The organism is Ectobacillus sp. JY-23, assembly GCF_023022965.1.
Lineage (GTDB): Bacteria > Bacillota > Bacilli > Bacillales > Bacillaceae_G > Ectobacillus.
The window spans coordinates 570,628-587,506 of the sequence record NZ_CP095462.1 but is presented as its reverse complement, the minus strand read 5'-3'; the positions used below and the strand labels follow the sequence as shown (position 1 = coordinate 587,506).

The 16,879-nt window shown below is 40.9% G+C and carries 18 protein-coding genes and 2 pseudogenes; 15 read left to right on the top strand and 5 right to left on the bottom strand.

Annotated features, from left to right (window positions below):
* Positions 1–16: 16 nt before the first annotated feature.
* A complete protein-coding gene (locus MUG87_RS03120) occupies positions 17–565 on the bottom strand; it encodes a methylated-DNA--[protein]-cysteine S-methyltransferase (protein WP_247085438.1) in 549 nt (182 codons plus the stop codon).
* A complete protein-coding gene (locus tag MUG87_RS03115) occupies positions 555–1,127 on the bottom strand; it encodes a bifunctional transcriptional activator/DNA repair enzyme AdaA (RefSeq protein ID WP_247085436.1) in 573 nt (190 codons plus the stop codon). Before MUG87_RS03115 ends, MUG87_RS03120 begins: the two co-directional genes overlap by 11 nt.
* Before the next feature lie 143 nt (positions 1,128–1,270).
* Here MUG87_RS03115 and nfsA point away from each other — a divergent pair, with 143 nt between their 5' ends.
* From nfsA to MUG87_RS03055, 12 genes are all read left to right on the top strand, one after another.
* Complete coding sequence (nfsA, locus tag MUG87_RS03110) at positions 1,271–2,020, top strand: oxygen-insensitive NADPH nitroreductase (RefSeq protein ID WP_247085434.1); 750 nt, start codon at positions 1,271–1,273, stop codon at positions 2,018–2,020.
* 108 nt (positions 2,021–2,128) lie between these two features.
* Entirely contained in the window at positions 2,129–3,016 is an 888-nt protein-coding gene (locus tag MUG87_RS03105) for a GNAT family N-acetyltransferase (RefSeq protein WP_247085432.1), read from the top strand.
* A 281-nt stretch (positions 3,017–3,297) separates the two neighbouring features.
* On the top strand, positions 3,298–3,558 hold the full coding sequence (locus MUG87_RS03100) for a metal-sensitive transcriptional regulator (RefSeq protein ID WP_247085430.1): 261 nt from the start codon (positions 3,298–3,300) through the stop codon (positions 3,556–3,558).
* 66 nt (positions 3,559–3,624) lie between these two features.
* Positions 3,625–3,837, top strand: coding sequence for a sulfurtransferase TusA family protein (locus MUG87_RS03095; RefSeq protein ID WP_247085428.1), 213 nt, complete (start codon positions 3,625–3,627; stop codon positions 3,835–3,837).
* Between the two features lie 64 nt (positions 3,838–3,901).
* Positions 3,902–4,381, top strand: a complete 480-nt coding sequence (locus tag MUG87_RS03090; protein WP_247085426.1) for a DsrE/DsrF/DrsH-like family protein — start codon at positions 3,902–3,904, stop codon at positions 4,379–4,381.
* Between the two features lie 20 nt (positions 4,382–4,401).
* Positions 4,402–4,761: a rhodanese-like domain-containing protein gene (locus tag MUG87_RS03085; RefSeq protein WP_247085424.1), complete on the top strand. Its 360-nt coding sequence runs from the start codon at positions 4,402–4,404 to the stop codon at positions 4,759–4,761.
* A 16-nt stretch (positions 4,762–4,777) separates the two neighbouring features.
* The gene (locus tag MUG87_RS03080; RefSeq protein WP_247085422.1) at positions 4,778–5,074 is read left to right on the top strand and encodes a rhodanese-like domain-containing protein; all 297 of its coding nucleotides are present in this window, start codon (positions 4,778–4,780) and stop codon (positions 5,072–5,074) included.
* 13 nt (positions 5,075–5,087) lie between these two features.
* On the top strand, positions 5,088–5,663 hold the full coding sequence (locus MUG87_RS03075; RefSeq protein ID WP_247085420.1) for a sulfurtransferase TusA family protein: 576 nt from the start codon (positions 5,088–5,090) through the stop codon (positions 5,661–5,663).
* Between the two features lie 57 nt (positions 5,664–5,720).
* Positions 5,721–6,848, top strand: coding sequence for an MBL fold metallo-hydrolase (locus MUG87_RS03070; RefSeq protein WP_247085418.1), 1,128 nt, complete (start codon positions 5,721–5,723; stop codon positions 6,846–6,848).
* A 19-nt stretch (positions 6,849–6,867) separates the two neighbouring features.
* Complete coding sequence (locus MUG87_RS03065; protein ID WP_247085416.1) at positions 6,868–7,095, top strand: sulfurtransferase TusA family protein; 228 nt, start codon at positions 6,868–6,870, stop codon at positions 7,093–7,095.
* Positions 7,096–7,147: 52 nt separating this feature from the next.
* Positions 7,148–7,924 (top strand): sulfite exporter TauE/SafE family protein, encoded by a 777-nt coding sequence (locus tag MUG87_RS03060; RefSeq protein WP_247085414.1) that lies wholly within the window; start codon positions 7,148–7,150, stop codon positions 7,922–7,924.
* Positions 7,925–8,212: 288 nt separating this feature from the next.
* The gene (locus MUG87_RS03055; RefSeq protein ID WP_124563113.1) at positions 8,213–9,115 is read left to right on the top strand and encodes a DMT family transporter; all 903 of its coding nucleotides are present in this window, start codon (positions 8,213–8,215) and stop codon (positions 9,113–9,115) included.
* On the opposite strand, the gene MUG87_RS03050 is transcribed toward MUG87_RS03055, so the two are convergent.
* Positions 9,112–10,104, bottom strand: a complete 993-nt coding sequence (locus MUG87_RS03050; RefSeq protein WP_247085412.1) for a DUF3231 family protein — start codon at positions 10,102–10,104, stop codon at positions 9,112–9,114. The two genes, MUG87_RS03055 and MUG87_RS03050, sit on opposite strands and share 4 nt — an antisense overlap.
* Positions 10,105–10,183: 79 nt before the next feature.
* Here MUG87_RS03050 and MUG87_RS19580 point away from each other — a divergent pair, with 79 nt between their 5' ends.
* On the top strand, positions 10,184–10,315 hold the full coding sequence (locus tag MUG87_RS19580) for a hypothetical protein (protein ID WP_281503672.1): 132 nt from the start codon (positions 10,184–10,186) through the stop codon (positions 10,313–10,315).
* Between the two features lie 214 nt (positions 10,316–10,529).
* On the opposite strand, the pseudogene MUG87_RS03045 reads toward MUG87_RS19580, so the two are convergent.
* A pseudogene (locus MUG87_RS03045) lies at positions 10,530–10,895 on the bottom strand (IS3 family transposase); the annotation flags it as partial.
* Positions 10,896–11,513: 618 nt separating this feature from the next.
* Between MUG87_RS03045 and MUG87_RS03040 the strand changes: the two are divergent.
* Positions 11,514–11,648: pseudogene (locus tag MUG87_RS03040) on the top strand (IS3 family transposase); the annotation flags it as partial.
* A gap of 157 nt (positions 11,649–11,805) precedes the next feature.
* Here the strand turns inward: MUG87_RS03040 and MUG87_RS03035 are convergent.
* Positions 11,806–12,069, bottom strand: a complete 264-nt coding sequence (locus MUG87_RS03035) for a hypothetical protein (protein ID WP_247085410.1) — start codon at positions 12,067–12,069, stop codon at positions 11,806–11,808.
* A 478-nt stretch (positions 12,070–12,547) separates the two neighbouring features.
* On the opposite strand from MUG87_RS03035, the gene MUG87_RS03030 reads away from it, so the two are divergent.
* Positions 12,548–16,663, top strand: coding sequence for a S8 family serine peptidase (locus tag MUG87_RS03030; RefSeq protein WP_247085408.1), 4,116 nt, complete (start codon positions 12,548–12,550; stop codon positions 16,661–16,663).
* The last annotated feature ends 216 nt before the right edge of the window (positions 16,664–16,879 follow it).

Sequence of the window (16,879 nt, the reverse complement as noted above, 5' to 3'; positions counted from 1 at the left end):
GCGTTTTGCAAGCTTTTTAAAATTGAAAGCGCTCATGCCCTTGCTTAAGGTAATCAGTGTACCCTTCAAGTGCTAGCAGTACTTCTTTCATTTGTAAACCGCCTCGGAACCCTGTGAGTGCATTGTTCTTACCTATCACCCGATGGCAGGGAATAATAATAGGTACGGGATTGGCGCCGTTGGCAGTGCCTACTGCACGAACGGCATTTGCATTTCCCGTTGTTACTGCAATGTCTGAATAGCTACGTGTTTGACCAAACGGTATTGTAGTTAAAGCCTTCCAGACTGCTGTTTGAAACGCTGTACCACGTAAATCGCAGGGCACAGTGAACATGTTTCTGGTGCCGTTAAAATATTCAGTAAGTTCTTTGATATAAGGTGCTAGTATTGCTGGTTTTTCTATGAGTGTTGCATTTGGTATTTTCTTTTGCACCCAAGATTGTAATACTTCAAAGGATTCGTGCGGCCAAGTAATGCGACAAATACCCTTATCTGTAGCTGCTATATAAAGAGTTCCATTAATCTTTGGATGGGTAAAAGAATCCCAATATACATTATATTTCATCGATAATCTCCTTTTGTTGTTTATACGTACTAGGTGTAATACCCGTGTAGGTTTGAAATGTGGATGAAAAATACGAAGGGCTACGAAAGCCAACTTTGAATGCCACTTCAGCGATACTAAGCGTAGTTTCTACAAGCAGGCGCTTGGCTGTGTTCATACGGGTTTGCAGCAACATTTGCGCTGGGGTAATGCCTGTCAACTGTTTATATACACGCTGCAAATGGTACGGGCTGGTGTGTAAAGCTGTGCCAAGTAGTTGTAAGGTAATAGGCTCATCGTAACGTGTACGAATGACCTCTGTCACATTTTGAACAAGACGTCTGTCCGGTCCATAGGTTTCCGATATTTCCGGTTTACACCGCTTGCACGGGCGAAAGCCAGCTTGCCTCGCCGCTTCAATATCAGAATAAATTCTAACATTTTCAGGCTTTGGTATACGTGAACGACAGGAAGGGCGGCAAAAAATTTTAGTAGAAACAATACCTGTATAATATATTCCATCATATCGTTCGCTTCGTGTTAGTACAGCCTCATATACAGTATGAAAAATATCTTCCGTCATATGTATCTCTCCTTTGTGTTTATTATAAACGAATAGTTGTCCTTCGCGTAATGTCATAAAATAAGACCGCAACATTTTAATAGTGCAAATTCTTTCTCATATAGGATGGTTTCTTGTAACATAAGAGAAAAGGGGGATATAAAATGAATCAAACAATTGAGACTCTGTTGCAGCATCGTTCTATTCGTAAATATGAAAATCGTCAGCTTACAGAAGAGCAAATTCAATTATTAGTAGCTAGCGCACAGGCTGCTTCTACCTCAAGCTACATACAAGCTTATTCTATCATTGGTATAAAGGACGCTGAGAAAAAGAAGCGACTTGCGGAGCTATCTGGAAATCAAGCGTACGTGGAAACCAATGGCCATTTTTTCGTGTTTTGTGCTGATTTATATCGTCACGATGTGCTAGCAGAAATGGAACAGCAAGGTGTTTCCGCTTCCCTCGAAAGCACGGAGAAATTTATGGTGGCTGTCATTGATGCCACACTCGCAGCGCAAAACACGGCTATCGCAGCCGAATCAATGGGACTTGGGATTTGTTATATCGGTGGATTACGTAATCATTTAGAAGAGGTAACACAGTTACTGAATATACCAAAATGTGTTATTCCTCTATTCGGTATGACAGTTGGTTATCCGCTTGAAGAAGGAAGCGTGAAACCGCGTTTGCCGTTTCAGCATGTTTACCACGAAGAGGCATACAAACAAGATCGGGAGAAGATGAAACAGGAGCTTAGATCATACAATGAAGTGATTAGCCAGTATTATAGCGAGCGGACAGAAGGGGCACGCGCAGATACATGGACAGGACAGATGGCACGTATGCTTGCGAAACCTGTGCGGATGTATATGAAAGAATTTGTTATAAAGCAAGGGTTGAATAAGAAATAAGATTGTAAAAGGTGTCCATATTATACACATTTCCCATTTGTTTTATTTGCAGGATTTGTGAACCTCTATTTCGAAATATAAGTTTATGCCTAGTCAGGAGGAGCTTATATGAAAATAAAACCATTACATACTAGTGAAATAGATGCGTTTCTTAGCTACTGCAAAGAACAACGCCATACCTTAGATGATTCCTTTTTAGTCGATGAAGAATTGGCACAGTTTGTAGTGAACGCTGAAAATCCGACTTACATTGCAGTTGACGAGAAGGAGCAGATTATCGGCACTGCTTCTCTTTTAGTAAATGAGTATTTGAAAAGAGGCAACAGAAGTCGATTTCGTATTTTTCACGCGGCATCACAAGAGGCATATGAAGGCTTATTTCAGGCAATCTTGCCTCATGCAAAAGGGCTGGATAAGCTGTTTCTTTTCGTACCAGAACATAACCAAACGCTTCGCCAAGCTGTAGAAGCTTTATCGTTTGAGATAGAGCGTTATGCATACGGTTTGGAACGAACAACAGCAGAAGTGTCTACACCAGTAATCCCCGAGGAGTATACATTAAAAACGTTTGCGTTTGGACAAGATGAGGCAGATTATTGTACGGTACGAAATGCTGGGTTTGCCAAACTTTCAGGTTCGGAAACACCTATTACACCAGAAGAGGTAGCGAAGACGCGTCAAAGAGAAGACACCATTGAAGGAGGCACATTTCTTTTATATCATAACAAGAAACCAGTGGGTCTTATACGAACATATAAAGAAGAACACAATGGTGCACCACATTTGGGCATTGGTCCACTGGCCATTATTCCTTCTTATCAAGGAAAAGGACTCGGCAGGCAACTGCTTCGCGTTGCTCTGTCATTCGGCCATACGATCGGCCTACAGAATGCTCTTCTCAGTGTGAATGCAGAAAATGAGCATGCAACAAAACTGTATATGGATGAAGGATTTACAAAAGCAATCGCATTTATTTGTTACCAAAAGCAGCTGTAGAAACAGTTGCTTTTTCTTTTGAATGCGTTAAGGGTATTTGCGCTTGTTGGTGGAAGTGAAGATAGGAGACTCCTGCGGGAAAAGGAAATCAAATGGAGACCTAGCAGATGTATAGCGCCAAGGAGGCTCTCTGACCGCCCATGGAAAGCGAACCCCCGTAACGGAAATCAACAACGAACTTTAACAAAATCTTTTTGTAAATATATAATTGACAATATACCTTAAGGGGTATATTATAAGCGTGTAAGCAAAATTACTGATGTAGAAAGGAGCGTCATCATATGAAATATAATGCCCAAATGAAAAACAGGGTAAAGCGTATGGAAGGTCAGCTCCGAGGCATCCTGAAAATGATGGAAGAAGGGAAAGACTGCAAAGATGTTATTACGCAGCTGTCTGCTGTGCGATCTGCAGTTGATAAAACGATAGGAGTCGTTGTAAGCTCCCATCTTGTAGAGTGCGTAATAGAGGCGGAGAAAAATGGTGACAAAACCGATGATTTGATTCAAGAAGCTGTCGGTTTATTGGTGAAAAGTCGATAAAACATATAGACAAGGTACATTATGTTTTTATAATACCCCCACAGGTAAAAATAAGGGGTTATCATTATGAAAGCAGATAAGCTATTAGATGCAAAAGGATTGGCATGCCCAATGCCAATTATAAAAACAAAAAAAGCAATGAGTAAACTGACAGCGGGGCAGGTACTAGAAGTGCATGCGACAGATAAAGGTTCTTACAATAATCTTGCTGCATGGGCAAAGTCCTGTGGACACACACTTGTAAAGCATGAAGAAGAACACGGTATATTTAAATTTTGAATTCAAAAAGTATAAAAATTTTTAAAATAAATATACCCATATAGGTATAAAAGGAGAGGGAACTATGGAGGCAAAGAAAAAAACAACGATTGTATTATTTAGCGGAGACTATGACAAAGCAATGGCAGCTTATATCATTGCAAACGGAGCAGCTGCATATGACCACGAGGTTACAATTTTTCACACCTTCTGGGGCTTGAACGCCCTTCGTAAAGACGAACATGTACCGCTTAAAAAAGGATTTATGGAAAAAATGTTTGGCAAGATGATGCCACGTGGTGCTGAAAATATGGGACTATCTAAAATGAACTTTGCTGGGTTTGGTCCAAAAATGATTAAAGATGTTATGAAAAAGCACAATGCATTGCCACTTTCAAATCTAATTGAAATGGCGCAGGAGCAGGATATAAAACTGGTTGCTTGTACAATGACAATGGACTTATTAGGTTTACAAAAAGAAGAATTACTTGACAGTATTGATTATGCTGGTGTAGCTGCGTATTTGGCAGATGCTGAAGAAGGCAACGTAAACTTATTCATTTAAGATACCTTAGGGGGGATAACATGGATTACCTTATATATGGGATTTTTGTGCTCATCATCATCTTCTTTGTCCAGGGAATGCTACCAACAAAAGGAATAAAACAGATCTCCGCATTGGATTTAAAACAACAATTAAATCATCGAAACAAGCAATATATTGATGTTCGTACACCTAGTGAGTTTAAAGCAAACAGCATCCGAGGCTTTCAAAATATTCCGCTGCAGCAGTTGCCAAACAAAGTAGCCGGATTGTCCAAAGAGAAGGAAATCATCGTTATTTGTCAAAGCGGTATGAGAAGCAGTAAAGCATGTAGGTTACTCAAAAAACAAGGCTTTCAAAACATTACAAATGTAAAAGGCGGCATGAGCGCCTGGAGCTAAAGAGGGAGTGGTTGAGATGAGAGAAATTACGCCGCAAGAGGTTGAGACATTATTAAAACAAGGTAAGAGTTTAAACATTCTCGACGTTCGTGAAGTTGCGGAAGTCGCAGAAGGAAAAATACCTGGTGCGGTAAATCTGCCGCTTGGTTGGATTGAATTCCGTATGTATGAACTTGACAGCAGAAAAGAATACATTGTCGTGTGTCGTTCTGGCGGCAGAAGTGCCAGCGCTGTACAGTTTTTAGAAGGAAAAGGCTTTAACGTTATTAACATGCAAGGCGGTATGCTGGCATGGACAGGAGAAGTAGAATAAAGGGGGATTTGACATGGAACAGATGAAGGCGAATGTATTGTTAGATGCAAAAGGCTTGGCGTGTCCAATGCCAATCGTGAGAACAAAAAAAATGATGAACACGATGGAAGCAGGCCAAGTGCTTGAGGTGCAAGCAACTGATAAAGGCTCAAAGGCTGACTTAAAAGCATGGGCGGAACGTACAGGACATCAGTATTTGGGTACGTTAGAAGAAGGCCCTGTATTAAAGCACTACTTGCGAAAAGCGTCAGGAGAAGAAACGATTGAGCGTAAACATCCGTATGTTGTTACGAATGCTGAGCTTGCAAATAAATTAACAGAAGTAACAAGCATCGTTGTGCTGGATGTACGCGAAGCTGCGGAATATGCATTCAAACACATTCCGAATGCAGTGTCTATCCCACTTGGAGAGCTTGAAAACCGTATGCATGAGTTAAACAAAAGCAATGAAATTTTTGTCGTATGTCGTACAGGAAATCGTAGTGATTTAGCTGCACAAAAGCTGATAGAAAACGGCTTCACGCATGTAGTGAATGTTATACCGGGCATGAGCCAATGGTCCGGAAAAACAACGGGCGTAACGAACTAAGTTACGTTCCTGTGCCAAATTTTTTTATCACAAAATATACCTAAGGGGGTAATTTGAATGACTGTTCATGTAATGACTACAAAGGAAGTAACAAAAAAGGTATTTAATAAAGAAAAACTGTTTGTACTAGATGTTCGTAACGAAGGTGACTTCAATGATTGGAAAATTGAAGGTGCAAACTTTTCATACTTAAATGTGCCATACTTTGAGTTGTTGGACGGTGTAGAAGAAATCTTAGATCGCATTCCTACTGATCAAGAAGTTTTAGTAGTTTGTGCGAAAGAAGGTTCTTCTATCATGGTGGCCGAGATGCTTTCTGAAGCGGGACTTACGGTTTCCTATCTAAAAGGCGGTATGAAGGCTTGGAGTGAACACCTAGAGCCAGTTAAAATTGGCGATCTAAAAAACGGCGGGGAGATTTACCAATTCGTACGCATCGGAAAAGGCTGTCTATCTTACATGGTAATATCTAACGGAGAAGCAGCCATTATTGACGCAACGCGTATGACAGATGTATACCTAGATTTTGCGAATAGCTTGCATGCGAAAATTGTTCATGTGTTTGATACGCACCTGCATGCTGATCATATCTCCGGCGGACGTGTAATCGCTGAAAAAACAAACGCAACATATTGGTTGCCTCCAAAAGATGCGGAAGAGGTAGTGTTTAGTTATCAACCATTAGAGGACGGAACCGTAGTAACGATTGGAGATACGGCAATTGATATTCATGCTCTATACTCACCAGGTCATACGATCGGCTCTACATCTTTCGTTGTGGATGGACAGTTCCTATTGACAGGTGACATTTTGTTCATCGACTCCATCGGAAGACCTGACCTGGCTGGAAAAGCTGAGGACTGGGTTGATGATCTGCGTGAAAGCTTGTATAAACGCTATAAAGAACTGTCAGCTGATTTGCTTGTATTGCCTGCACACTTCATGATTATTGAAGAGCTTAAAGAAGATGGCAGTGTATCTGAAAAGCTAGGTGTGTTGTATGCACAAAATCACGGCTTAAATATTGCCGATCAAAACGAATTTAGAAAGCTTGTGACGGAAAATCTGCCGCCGCAACCGAATGCATACCAAGAGATTCGTCAAACAAACATGGGTAAAATCACACCAGATGAAGAACAGCAACGCGAGATGGAAATCGGTCCAAACCGCTGTGCGGTACGATAAATCATAAGGAGGAAGAAACATGGAAGTAAAACAAGTATTAGATGCAAAAGGTTTAGCATGCCCAATGCCAATCATTAAAACAAAGAAAGCGATTAACGAACTGCAAATAGGGGAAGTGCTAGAGATACATGCGACAGATAAAGGGGCAAAAAATGATCTAACTGCCTGGGCGAAATCTGGCGGACACACATTACTCCAACATACAGAAGAGAACGGTATCTTTAAATTTTGGATACAAAAGGGCTAATTGAAAAGGGAACCGATATGAGGTTCCCTTTTGTTACAGGGAGGGGTATTACATGGATGCTACATTTATCATTGTTATCTTTTCAATCGGATTTATCGGTTCTTATATTTCTGGTATGCTTGGCATTGGTGGTTCGATTATTAAATATCCAATGCTTCTATACATTCCACCGCTATTTGGAATTGCCGCATTTAGTGCATACGAAGTATCAGGTATCAGTGCAATTCAAGTTTTTTTCGCTACTATAGGCGGTGTGTGGACGTACAGAAAGGGCGGTTACTTGAATAAAACGCTCATTGGCTACATGGGCGCGAGTATTTTAATAGGTAGTTTTGTAGGTGGATATGGTTCTAGATTTATGACCGAGAGCGGCATTAATGTAACTTATGGCACCTTAGCACTCATTGCCGCTATCATGATGTTTGTACCGAAAAAAAATGTCGACGATATTCCGTTTGACCAGGTTACTTTTAATAAATGGGTTGCGGCGATACTAGCCTTTATCGTTGGTGTGGGATCGGGTATTGTAGGCGCAGCAGGTGCATTTTTATTGGTACCAATTATGCTTGTTGTGCTGAAAATACCAACGCGCATGACCATCGCTTCTTCTCTAGCAATTACCTTTATCTCATCAATCGGCGCCACTGTCGGCAAAATCACAACCGGTCAAATTGACTATGGTCCTGCATTCATTATGGTCATCGCAAGTTTACTTGCTTCTCCGGTAGGTGCGATGGCAGGCAAGAAGATGAACACAAAAGTACTGCAAGTTATACTGGCCATATTGATTGCGGCTACTGCCATTAAAATCTGGACGGACATGCTGTGAAAAGAGGCTGGGACAAAAGGTTTTCAGCCAAAGAAAAATCCGAACTATTAGTCGGAATTCTCTACATAGAATTCGATCTAGTTCGGATTTTTCCTTTATGAGTGTTCGTTATTCTCTATTCTGTCGGCTTTAGAGTTACATAACTCAGTTATGTCCCGACCTCTTTGGCGGGAATACGAAGTAAAATAAGCAGGTAGCATCTTACTGGCGGTGAATTCCGTATCCTTTTGGTGCAAAACATGCTATAATTATAAATTGAATATTCTGTCTTTTTTGGAGGGTAACATAATGAATACAAAATTATTAGGTGCGGTTTGTTTGTCACTTGCCGCAGCTTTGTGGGGCGGGACGTATGTGGTGAGTAAACATATGCTACATACCGTGCCACCGTTTACTTTAATGTGGCTACGCTATTTGGTTGCGTTTCTTTGTTTATTTATTGTAATGCGGAGCGCGAAGGACAAGGTAGAAAGAATCGACAAAAGGAGTTGGCTCTTACTCGCGTGGATTGGCTTTATCGGTTACTTCGTTTCAATTGCCCTGCAATTTGTCGGTACAAAATTGTCCGATGCGCACACCGGTGCACTACTCACCTCTGCCACGCCGGCGTTTGTTGTTGTATTTGCACGCATAATTTTAAAGGAAGCACTCACCATTCGCAAAGTAGTGTCGACTATCATGGCGACGTTTGGTGTAATCGTTGTTGTCGGGTGGAACGGCGGAACTGCAGCGAGTATAACGGGCATGATTCTCTTAGTAGGTGCCGCAGTGACATGGGCTTTATTGTCTGTATATGTCAAGCTCGCTTCCGTAACCTTGTCATCCCTCACCATTACTACATATGCTATTTTCTTTGCGTGGCTCTTTACCACACCCATGATGGTAGCCGAGTACATCACAACAAACATCACATTTACGATGTCGATGCTGCCAGGTATTTTCTATTTAGGGATTGCCTCCACCGCCGCCGCCTTTTTTCTATGGAACAAAGGCATGGAGCTCATGGATGCTGGAATTGGTTCATTGTTTTTCTTTTTACAGCCGCTTGTTGGGAGCTTACTCGGTTGGCTTTTATTAGACGAAACAATCAGTATCAGCTTTTTCAGCGGAGGTGTCCTCATCTTACTTGGCGTTCTTATTGCTACCTATGTACCACAAAAAACAGCTCCGCAAAAGGCGGAGCATGTTTAGCGCAAATGATGAATGTCCATAGATGGCGGCTCTTCCAACCAACCATTCGCAATCATAATATGAATGCCATCACGCGCAAATTCAAATACATCCTTTGCTAAAAAGCTCATCGTCGCATTTAAATCATTGCGTAAACTAAAGGCAGCACCAAAGCTTTGCCCGCCTAGTCCAAAATTACTCAACAAATATACGCAGTAGGTCATTAATTTTTCTGAAAAAGGAGATACAGTGGAATTTGTGACTGTACCTCCTGGTGTTGCGGGTACTTGAATATCCTCGGCTTGAAGAAGTGCCGTTGCTTCCGCAATCATTTTTTTAGAAAGCTGTTGGCCTTTTAAAAAGTAACGTTTTAAATCACTATCATCCGCACACTGGGCAAAGCCGCTAATGAGTTGCATACCTGTAATATTTGTTTCAATTAAGTGATATAAGTAGCCAAATTCAATCGTATTTAATTTGCGTTTGTGACCAAGTATGTTTGTGCCTTTTAAATAGGCTTTATCAGTAATGTAAGCTGAAGACTGCGGCAAGTTGATAAATGTGGGCCTTGGCAGCAATCCTTCCTCCAAAAGATACGTTGTAAACTCATAATAATAGGTATGAGTAATTTGCGTAAGTCGTCTATAGTACTTGATAATATCATCACGATAAGTCATCGTCACATGAAGGGTGTACATACCCATACTGATTTCCTTCAGGACGCGGCTGAACATTACACCAAATCCATTGATATATAACGGCGGCGCATTTAAATTAACATCGTGCTCCGTAAAACCGATGGGTACGGCAGCACCTTCTTTTTGTAAAATATGTTTTAGCTCTTCCACCATCGGATATAAATCTTTCCACATATTATCTAACAGCTTTCTAGCCCGCGTGCTTTCTGCTGTTTCTCTGAAATACTCCAACATACGTAAAATGACAGTTTTCTTTTGATACGTCATCCATAATGCACCAATCTCGGTTGAACATAACGGCTGTTTTGACATATTTCCTCCTGCACGATCACATTTTTATTGGTAGTTTGTTACATTTTATTTTAAAATATACGAAAAGAAGTGATTGTCATTGGGAAGCATTCGTTACAGCTGGGATGTGGTAATGATTGCTTTTTCCCATTATCGCAGCCGCTCTGCTATTTTATTTGGTTTTGTACTTAGTTTGTTTTTATATGGTGTGTCTGTACCTTTTTTGGCTTGATTGCTACTTGCCTATTGCTTTCTAAAGCCGCAAGTATATCAAGTTAAAAGGCTGTATAGAAGAAGAGTCTTCCCATGTATGAACTGCCCCCAATTGTTAGACACCACTAACAATTGGGGGCAGTTTTTCTATGATCAAATATTCATTGGAATTAAAATTACAAGTTGTTCTTGCGTATTTAGAGGGAGTGGAAGCCTGGATTGGCAATACCAAGCTAGACAGTTTTATTAAGGTGCGTCCTCTTGAATTCCATCGGGTTCATATCGTCTAATGTTCCATAAATTCTAATATGATTAAACCAATGAATATAATCTCGTAACTCTCTCTCCAAGTCTGGTAAGCTCTTGCAACGTTGGCCTTTTACAAACGCGGTTTTAATGATTTTGAAGGTAGCTTCAGCTACCGCATTGTCGTATGGACAGCTCTTCATGCTCAGAGAACGCCAAATTTGAAACGTTTCTAGCATTTCATCAATGAGTTTATTTTTAAACTCACTGCCACGATCTGTATGAAACATTTGAATGCGGCGCAAGTCCTTTTGAGCACCTCCACTGTAACCGATGATTTATTGGTTAAAGATGGAATAAATTCAAAGGAGTTCAGCCAGAATGTCTTAGATAGGAAGCTGACGTTGCAACCTTTAAACAAATATGCGTTTTATTCTTAATACAGGTATAACGCTAGACTCGCGAACCACTAGAAGACTGAAATCCAGAGCTGGGTGCCCCGCAAGAGCGTTTCGCGGAGCACGAGAGGGAGTGGATGTAAGGTTAGGTGTCCCGCAAGAGCGTTTCGCGGAGCACGAGAGGGAGTGGATGTGAGTTTGGGTGCCCCGCAAGAGCGTTTCGCGGAGCACGAGAGGGAGTGGATGTAAGGTTAGGTGTCCCGCAAGAGCGTTTCGCGGAGCACGAGAGGGAGTGGATGTGAGTTTGGGTGTCCCGCAAGAACGACTCTGGAACCACGAGAGAGGGAAAATCTAAGATCAGGTGCTCCGTAATATTTGGATAGGTCACACTGAGTTGCTCAGTTTCATTAAACTGCACTTGTCCATATCTTCCCAGTCACTTTCTGAACAAATAACAAAACTAACTAACATATCCGTTCACTACCCCGCATCAACCAGTCTAAAGCCCCTATATATAACAGGAACAAGTCCTCTTCGCCCTCCCAAAAAACTGCCATGATTCATGCACAATTAGTCACATCGCTTCAAGCGCGTATTAAACAGCTCGAAATGGAAAATGAGTATCTAAAAAAGTTGAATGCCTTCGTTCAAAACAAGGAAAAATCACCAAAAAAAGACAAAGCGCTAGTAGTCTATGAGTTGAGGCATACTCTCGTAAAGGAAACTGTTACGATAATTTGGTAATCTATCCAAAATTAAAAGGCATGAGTCCGGTTCAATACCGAACTCATGCCCAAGAGGCTGCCTGACATCTATGTCTAACTTTTTGGGGTTAGTTCATATAATAGACTCTTTTTCAACTTATTTATAAACTAATTGCAAGATGCGGTTTGCTGTAATGGCTCGTACCACCACCGCCTACCCACACCGTACCGCCTCTATTGAATACAAGCAGCTTTCTAGAACCGTCAGAAAGCAACACTTCTACTTCTGCTCGATTTGCTGTGGCAGTGTATATAACATAACCAGTTTTAGAAATATAAGATTCCCAATTTCCATCAAACTCTGAGCGTAACACACGATTGGAGTACACCTGGTTTTCTACCCTAGAAGATTTTGATTGCCGCAACTCTTGTTCACCTCCTTCAAATCATAAAAGAGTAGATTGCAACATAGTCTCTACCCTATTACATTCTATGAAATACTAGAAAAATAGCGTGGATGTATATCATGCAGTGTTAAAGAAATACGGCCATGTTTGTATATCCATTCAAGTTTCATTATGTCAATAGAGTGGTATTTGGGTTTATTTTTAACGTATTGGCGCAAAGGAAATGTTATGAATATAATAATTACTGTTTTAAAAATGATTTTATAACTATTACGGAAGATGCGAGTTGCTATTCATCTTCTATATATCTTTTGTATGTTTCAACTCTCACATCATGTATTGTAGAAAAATAATATGTTGTTTGTCTGGGAGAAGGTAAGGCGAAAATGTCCCAATTTACAAAAAAAAGAGCAGCCATTACCATTTTCATTAGTAAGTATGGGCATGTTAGGTTGTTCTACATACAAATAAAGTCATGCATTAGGGGAGTGGGATTATGAGCAACAAGAAACGAGCTAGAAAAAAACATTGCAACATGGCTTTAAAAGGGCTTACCGCTTTTGCTGTATTAGCAAGTGGATTTACGACAGCGGAAATGATGAAAACCGCTTATGCAGTAGAAACACCTTCTGCTGCAAACATTTTGAAGTATTTATCTCATGAACAGCGCGCAGCTCTTCAAACGTTGCAAGCATCGCAGCAAACAGGGCTGCAGTTAAATCCATCTGTTAATTTGGAGAGTGACAAGGCGGAACATATTATTGTGCAGTTTAAGGAAGCACCGTCTCAAACCGCAGTTGCTGCAAGTCTAGAAAGCGGCAAGAAGTTGTCGCTTGCGGAAGCAAAAGCAAAGGTCGAAACGTCTCATCGAAATTTTCAAAAGGGTATTAATGAACTAATTGGAAAAGCAACAAAGTCGCTACAAAGTGATTATAAAATCAATCATTCTTTTAAACACTCATTTAATGGGGTTGCGATGACTGTACCTGCCAGCGAGATTAAAAAACTACAAGATTTAGATGAAGTACAAGCAATTTGGAGCGATATGACGATTGCGCTCGAGCAGCCTATTATAAAAGAAGAGAAAAGCACTGTGACAAATATGTCGGGCGATACCAGTCAAATTCATGCAGAGGGATATACAGGTAAGGGTATTAAAGTGGCGGTTATCGATACAGGGATTGATTACCATCATCCAGATTTAAAGGATGCTTATCAAGGGGGGTATGACTTTGTAGATGATGATGCGGATCCAATGGAAACAACGTATGACGACTGGAGGAAGTCCGGACGTCCTGAGAGCACAAATGGTCAAACATACTATACTTCACACGGAACGCATGTAGCCGGTATCGTTGCCGGGCAGGGGAAGAATACGAGTGATGTAGCGATTACAGGCGTGGCACCTGAAGCGGATTTATACGCCTATCGTGTTCTTGGTCCTTATGGAAGTGGAAGTGCGAGTGATATTATTGCCGCGATTGAAAAAGCAGTAACCGATGATATGGACATTATGAATCTATCACTAGGTGCGAGTATCAACGATCCTTTGTATCCAACTTCAATCGCTGTTAACAACGCTGTTTTGGCAGGGGTGACAGCTGTTGTAGCAGCAGGAAATAGCGGAAGCGGCATGAAAACATTATCTTCTCCCGGCACTTCTACTTTGGCTCTTACAGTCGGAGCGAACGATATATCATTGACCGTTCCAACTTTTACAGGTGGCATTAATGGAAACCAGGGTGCGTTCGATGTTGACCTGTGTTTATTGGGAAGGAATTTAACGGATGATATTACAAAGATGGAAGGAACAACCCTTTCCGTGGTAGATGTGGGCCTTGGACAAGCAACCAACTATACAGGGAAAAATGTAACAGGAAAAGCCGTGTTAATCGCTCGCGGGGTCACTTCATTTGCTGATAAAATCAAGCTGGCCAAAAGCAAAGGAGCCGCAGCTGTCCTGCTTTACAATGACAACGTAAGTGAAGGACATATTCCGTATTATATCGGCGAAACCATGCAGTATATTCCCGCATTCTCTCTTACAAATCAGAATGGACTGGCTATCAAAGAACGCGTTGAAACAGGTGAAGTAGACATTGCGTTTAAGGGATTAGGTAGTTATACAATTGAAGGGGGAAACCTCGCTGATTTCAGTTCACGTGGCCCTTCACGTATGCAATATGAAATTAAGCCGGAGGTGACGGCACCTGGTGTACAAATTTTATCTACTGTACCGTCTTATATGAATGGTGCTGCGCAAAACGGAAACTATCACTATGCGTACCAAAGATTTTCCGGAACTTCCATGGCTTCTCCATATGTTGCGGGTGTCGCAGCACTATTGCTGCAAAAAAATCCAAATTTAACACCGGACGAAATCAGGGGAATTTTGATGAACACCGCAGATCCGCTCCGTAAAGACTATAGTGTATTCGAAGCAGGAAGTGGACAAGTGGATGCAAATGAGGCTCTCCATTCCGAAATGGAGATTTTAACAGAAAATCCATCTAAGACTGTTATAGAAGAGAACCTAACAGAGATCAAGGTCAAATCAGGGGCACTTAATTTTGGAGCGGCTCTTTACGGAACAGAATCCTTCACAAAAAAGCGCTCTGTCACACTCGAAAATCATGATAAACACCCAAAAACCTTTGAAGTGAAGGTAGAGTTTCAAGCTGGTCTGCGTGGCTCTATGGAAGCTAGAGAAAATGGTGTTACACTACAAGCAGATAAACAAATCATTACAATCCCAGGTGGACAGCAACGCGTTTCTGATGTTGTCATGACAGTGCCTGCTAAAGCTAAACCAGGAGCTTATGAAGGATTTGTCACCTATCAAAATAAAATTGATCGGAATGAAGTATATCAGTTACCTTTTGCCTTGGTTGTAACAGAAGAAGGATTTCAAGAGATGGCGATGAACCCGAGAGTAATGCCGTCTAATTATGATATATTTTATCCGTTATTGAATCCATATCCAGGTGTCGATTTTACCTTAAAATCTCCGATGGAAACAATTGATTTTATCTTGGTTGATGGAAAAACGAATGAAGAACTCGGCTTCTTGGGACAAATCCAGACTGCTAACCTTGTTGAAGATCGAAAATATAGCGTTGGCAATGTGTTTACCGGTTCGTACTTTCCGTTCACAGGAGATCCAAATCAGCCAATTTCCAGTACAAAGATAAGAGCACCGCATGGACAAAGTCATTTCAAAGTTAAAATGATTGGCACAAATAAAGAAGGGCGTACGTTCTCTTTATCGGATGATATGATTGTGGACGCAACGGGACCTGATTTTATCACAGACTTGCAAGAAGGAGTCATTGAATATAAGCCAGGTACGATGTCTTATTCACTAAAAGGAACACTCATTGATAAGAACTTTGCAGACTTTAAAAATCAAGGTGTTTCTATTAATCAATCGGGTAACTTTATTATGGAGAAAAATAATAGCTCTGTGTTTACCAATGGTTTTTTTACTAATGCGAACGGAGAATTTTCATATAACATTCCAATTAGTCTAAGTGCGAAAAGTACAAATGTAGAAATGTACGGCTACAATGCCGCTGGTATCGGTAAGCACGCTAAATACTTTACTTTTATTCCAGAGGGAGCGCCTTACGTGTATGGAGCATTTGAAAACTCTCGTGTGAAAATGGGAGAAACGGTAAAGGTAACACTAGTTGCTAATAATATGAAAGACGTGAAAAAGGTAACCAACAGCTTTACGTTTAACAAGAGTCATTTGGAAGTGGTTGATGTAAAAGCGCATCCATCCATTTTAGACTGGCAGCCGACACTTACAAGTGAAACGGTATTGTCAGGAATCAGAGATATGAAGCTTAATATGAATGTAGAACTGACGAGCGGTACTATGTCTGGTGATGTACCAGTTGCGGAAGTAACGCTAAAGGTGAAAGACGATGCTTATAATTTATTTGCTTCGTTTACAAACACAACAGCTACTTATGTGAATACAACTCATGAAACATTATCTGCCGTTTCTGTATTTCATCCACTTCGTGTGGTACCGACATATTCCAAAATCTCTGGTAATGTTACAGCGCCGGAAGCGTTTAAACGTGAGACGGGCGGAGGTTGGCTACGAGGAGTGGATGCTTCACAAATTGGTGCTACGTTTACAGTAAAAGACCAAGCAGGAAATGAGTATCCTGTAAATATCGATAAGTACGCAACAATTCGAGGAGAACGATTGCCAATCACGATGGAAAAAATGGGATTAACGGCGGATATTCCAGGACATTTTACGATGTATACACCGTTTCATGTAGGATATATCAATGACGAAGGCATCGTGTCGCCGCAGTGGAACCCAGAGGTGTACGTAGGAGAGGCTGCTGCTGGAGATGTCAACAAAGACCATGTCATCGATATACTAGATGCAATAGCAGTCGAAGCGGCTTGGGGCACAAACAAACGCGCAGCCGACATTAACTTTGACGGTACTGTCAATGCGGCAGATATGAAATATATTCAAAACAATTATTTGAAGAAAAATCCTACCGTGCAAGGTGTACAGGAGCCGAAGGAAGGCTTTGAAGGAAGAACGTTGGATGATGTTTTAACAAAGCTAGGAATAAAATAAAAGATTTGTAGAAGAATGGCCCTTTGTAAGGGCCATTCTTCTTGTGTATAAATAAAAGCGCGAGTCAATAGTTGTATTAATTGTTAAATAAAATACATTATGTGACCAAAATGGTAAATAGGAATTAGATTTATTGAGTTATATTGCATGATAAGGTCGATAGGGACGTACGTTTATATTTAGTTTTTACATTTTTATATACAGATTTAAGTCATC

What these genes read in the sequence shown, in the direction of transcription:
- MUG87_RS03120 (WP_247085438.1), bottom strand. Translation starts at nt 565, where the DNA reads ATGAAATATAATGTATATTGGGATTCTTTTACCCATCCAAAGATTAAT.
- MUG87_RS03030 (WP_247085408.1), top strand. Translation starts at nt 12,548, where the DNA reads ATGAGCAACAAGAAACGAGCTAGAAAAAAACATTGCAACATGGCTTTA.
- MUG87_RS03080 (WP_247085422.1), top strand. Translation starts at nt 4,778, where the DNA reads ATGAGAGAAATTACGCCGCAAGAGGTTGAGACATTATTAAAACAAGGT.
- nfsA (WP_247085434.1), top strand. Translation starts at nt 1,271, where the DNA reads ATGAATCAAACAATTGAGACTCTGTTGCAGCATCGTTCTATTCGTAAA.
- MUG87_RS03060 (WP_247085414.1), top strand. Translation starts at nt 7,148, where the DNA reads ATGGATGCTACATTTATCATTGTTATCTTTTCAATCGGATTTATCGGT.
- MUG87_RS03100 (WP_247085430.1), top strand. Translation starts at nt 3,298, where the DNA reads ATGAAATATAATGCCCAAATGAAAAACAGGGTAAAGCGTATGGAAGGT.
- MUG87_RS03070 (WP_247085418.1), top strand. Translation starts at nt 5,721, where the DNA reads ATGACTGTTCATGTAATGACTACAAAGGAAGTAACAAAAAAGGTATTT.
- MUG87_RS03090 (WP_247085426.1), top strand. Translation starts at nt 3,902, where the DNA reads ATGGAGGCAAAGAAAAAAACAACGATTGTATTATTTAGCGGAGACTAT.
- MUG87_RS03055 (WP_124563113.1), top strand. Translation starts at nt 8,213, where the DNA reads ATGAATACAAAATTATTAGGTGCGGTTTGTTTGTCACTTGCCGCAGCT.
- MUG87_RS03105 (WP_247085432.1), top strand. Translation starts at nt 2,129, where the DNA reads ATGAAAATAAAACCATTACATACTAGTGAAATAGATGCGTTTCTTAGC.
- MUG87_RS03075 (WP_247085420.1), top strand. Translation starts at nt 5,088, where the DNA reads ATGGAACAGATGAAGGCGAATGTATTGTTAGATGCAAAAGGCTTGGCG.
- MUG87_RS03095 (WP_247085428.1), top strand. Translation starts at nt 3,625, where the DNA reads ATGAAAGCAGATAAGCTATTAGATGCAAAAGGATTGGCATGCCCAATG.
- MUG87_RS03085 (WP_247085424.1), top strand. Translation starts at nt 4,402, where the DNA reads ATGGATTACCTTATATATGGGATTTTTGTGCTCATCATCATCTTCTTT.
- MUG87_RS03050 (WP_247085412.1), bottom strand. Translation starts at nt 10,104, where the DNA reads ATGTCAAAACAGCCGTTATGTTCAACCGAGATTGGTGCATTATGGATG.
- MUG87_RS03065 (WP_247085416.1), top strand. Translation starts at nt 6,868, where the DNA reads ATGGAAGTAAAACAAGTATTAGATGCAAAAGGTTTAGCATGCCCAATG.
- MUG87_RS03115 (WP_247085436.1), bottom strand. Translation starts at nt 1,127, where the DNA reads ATGACGGAAGATATTTTTCATACTGTATATGAGGCTGTACTAACACGA.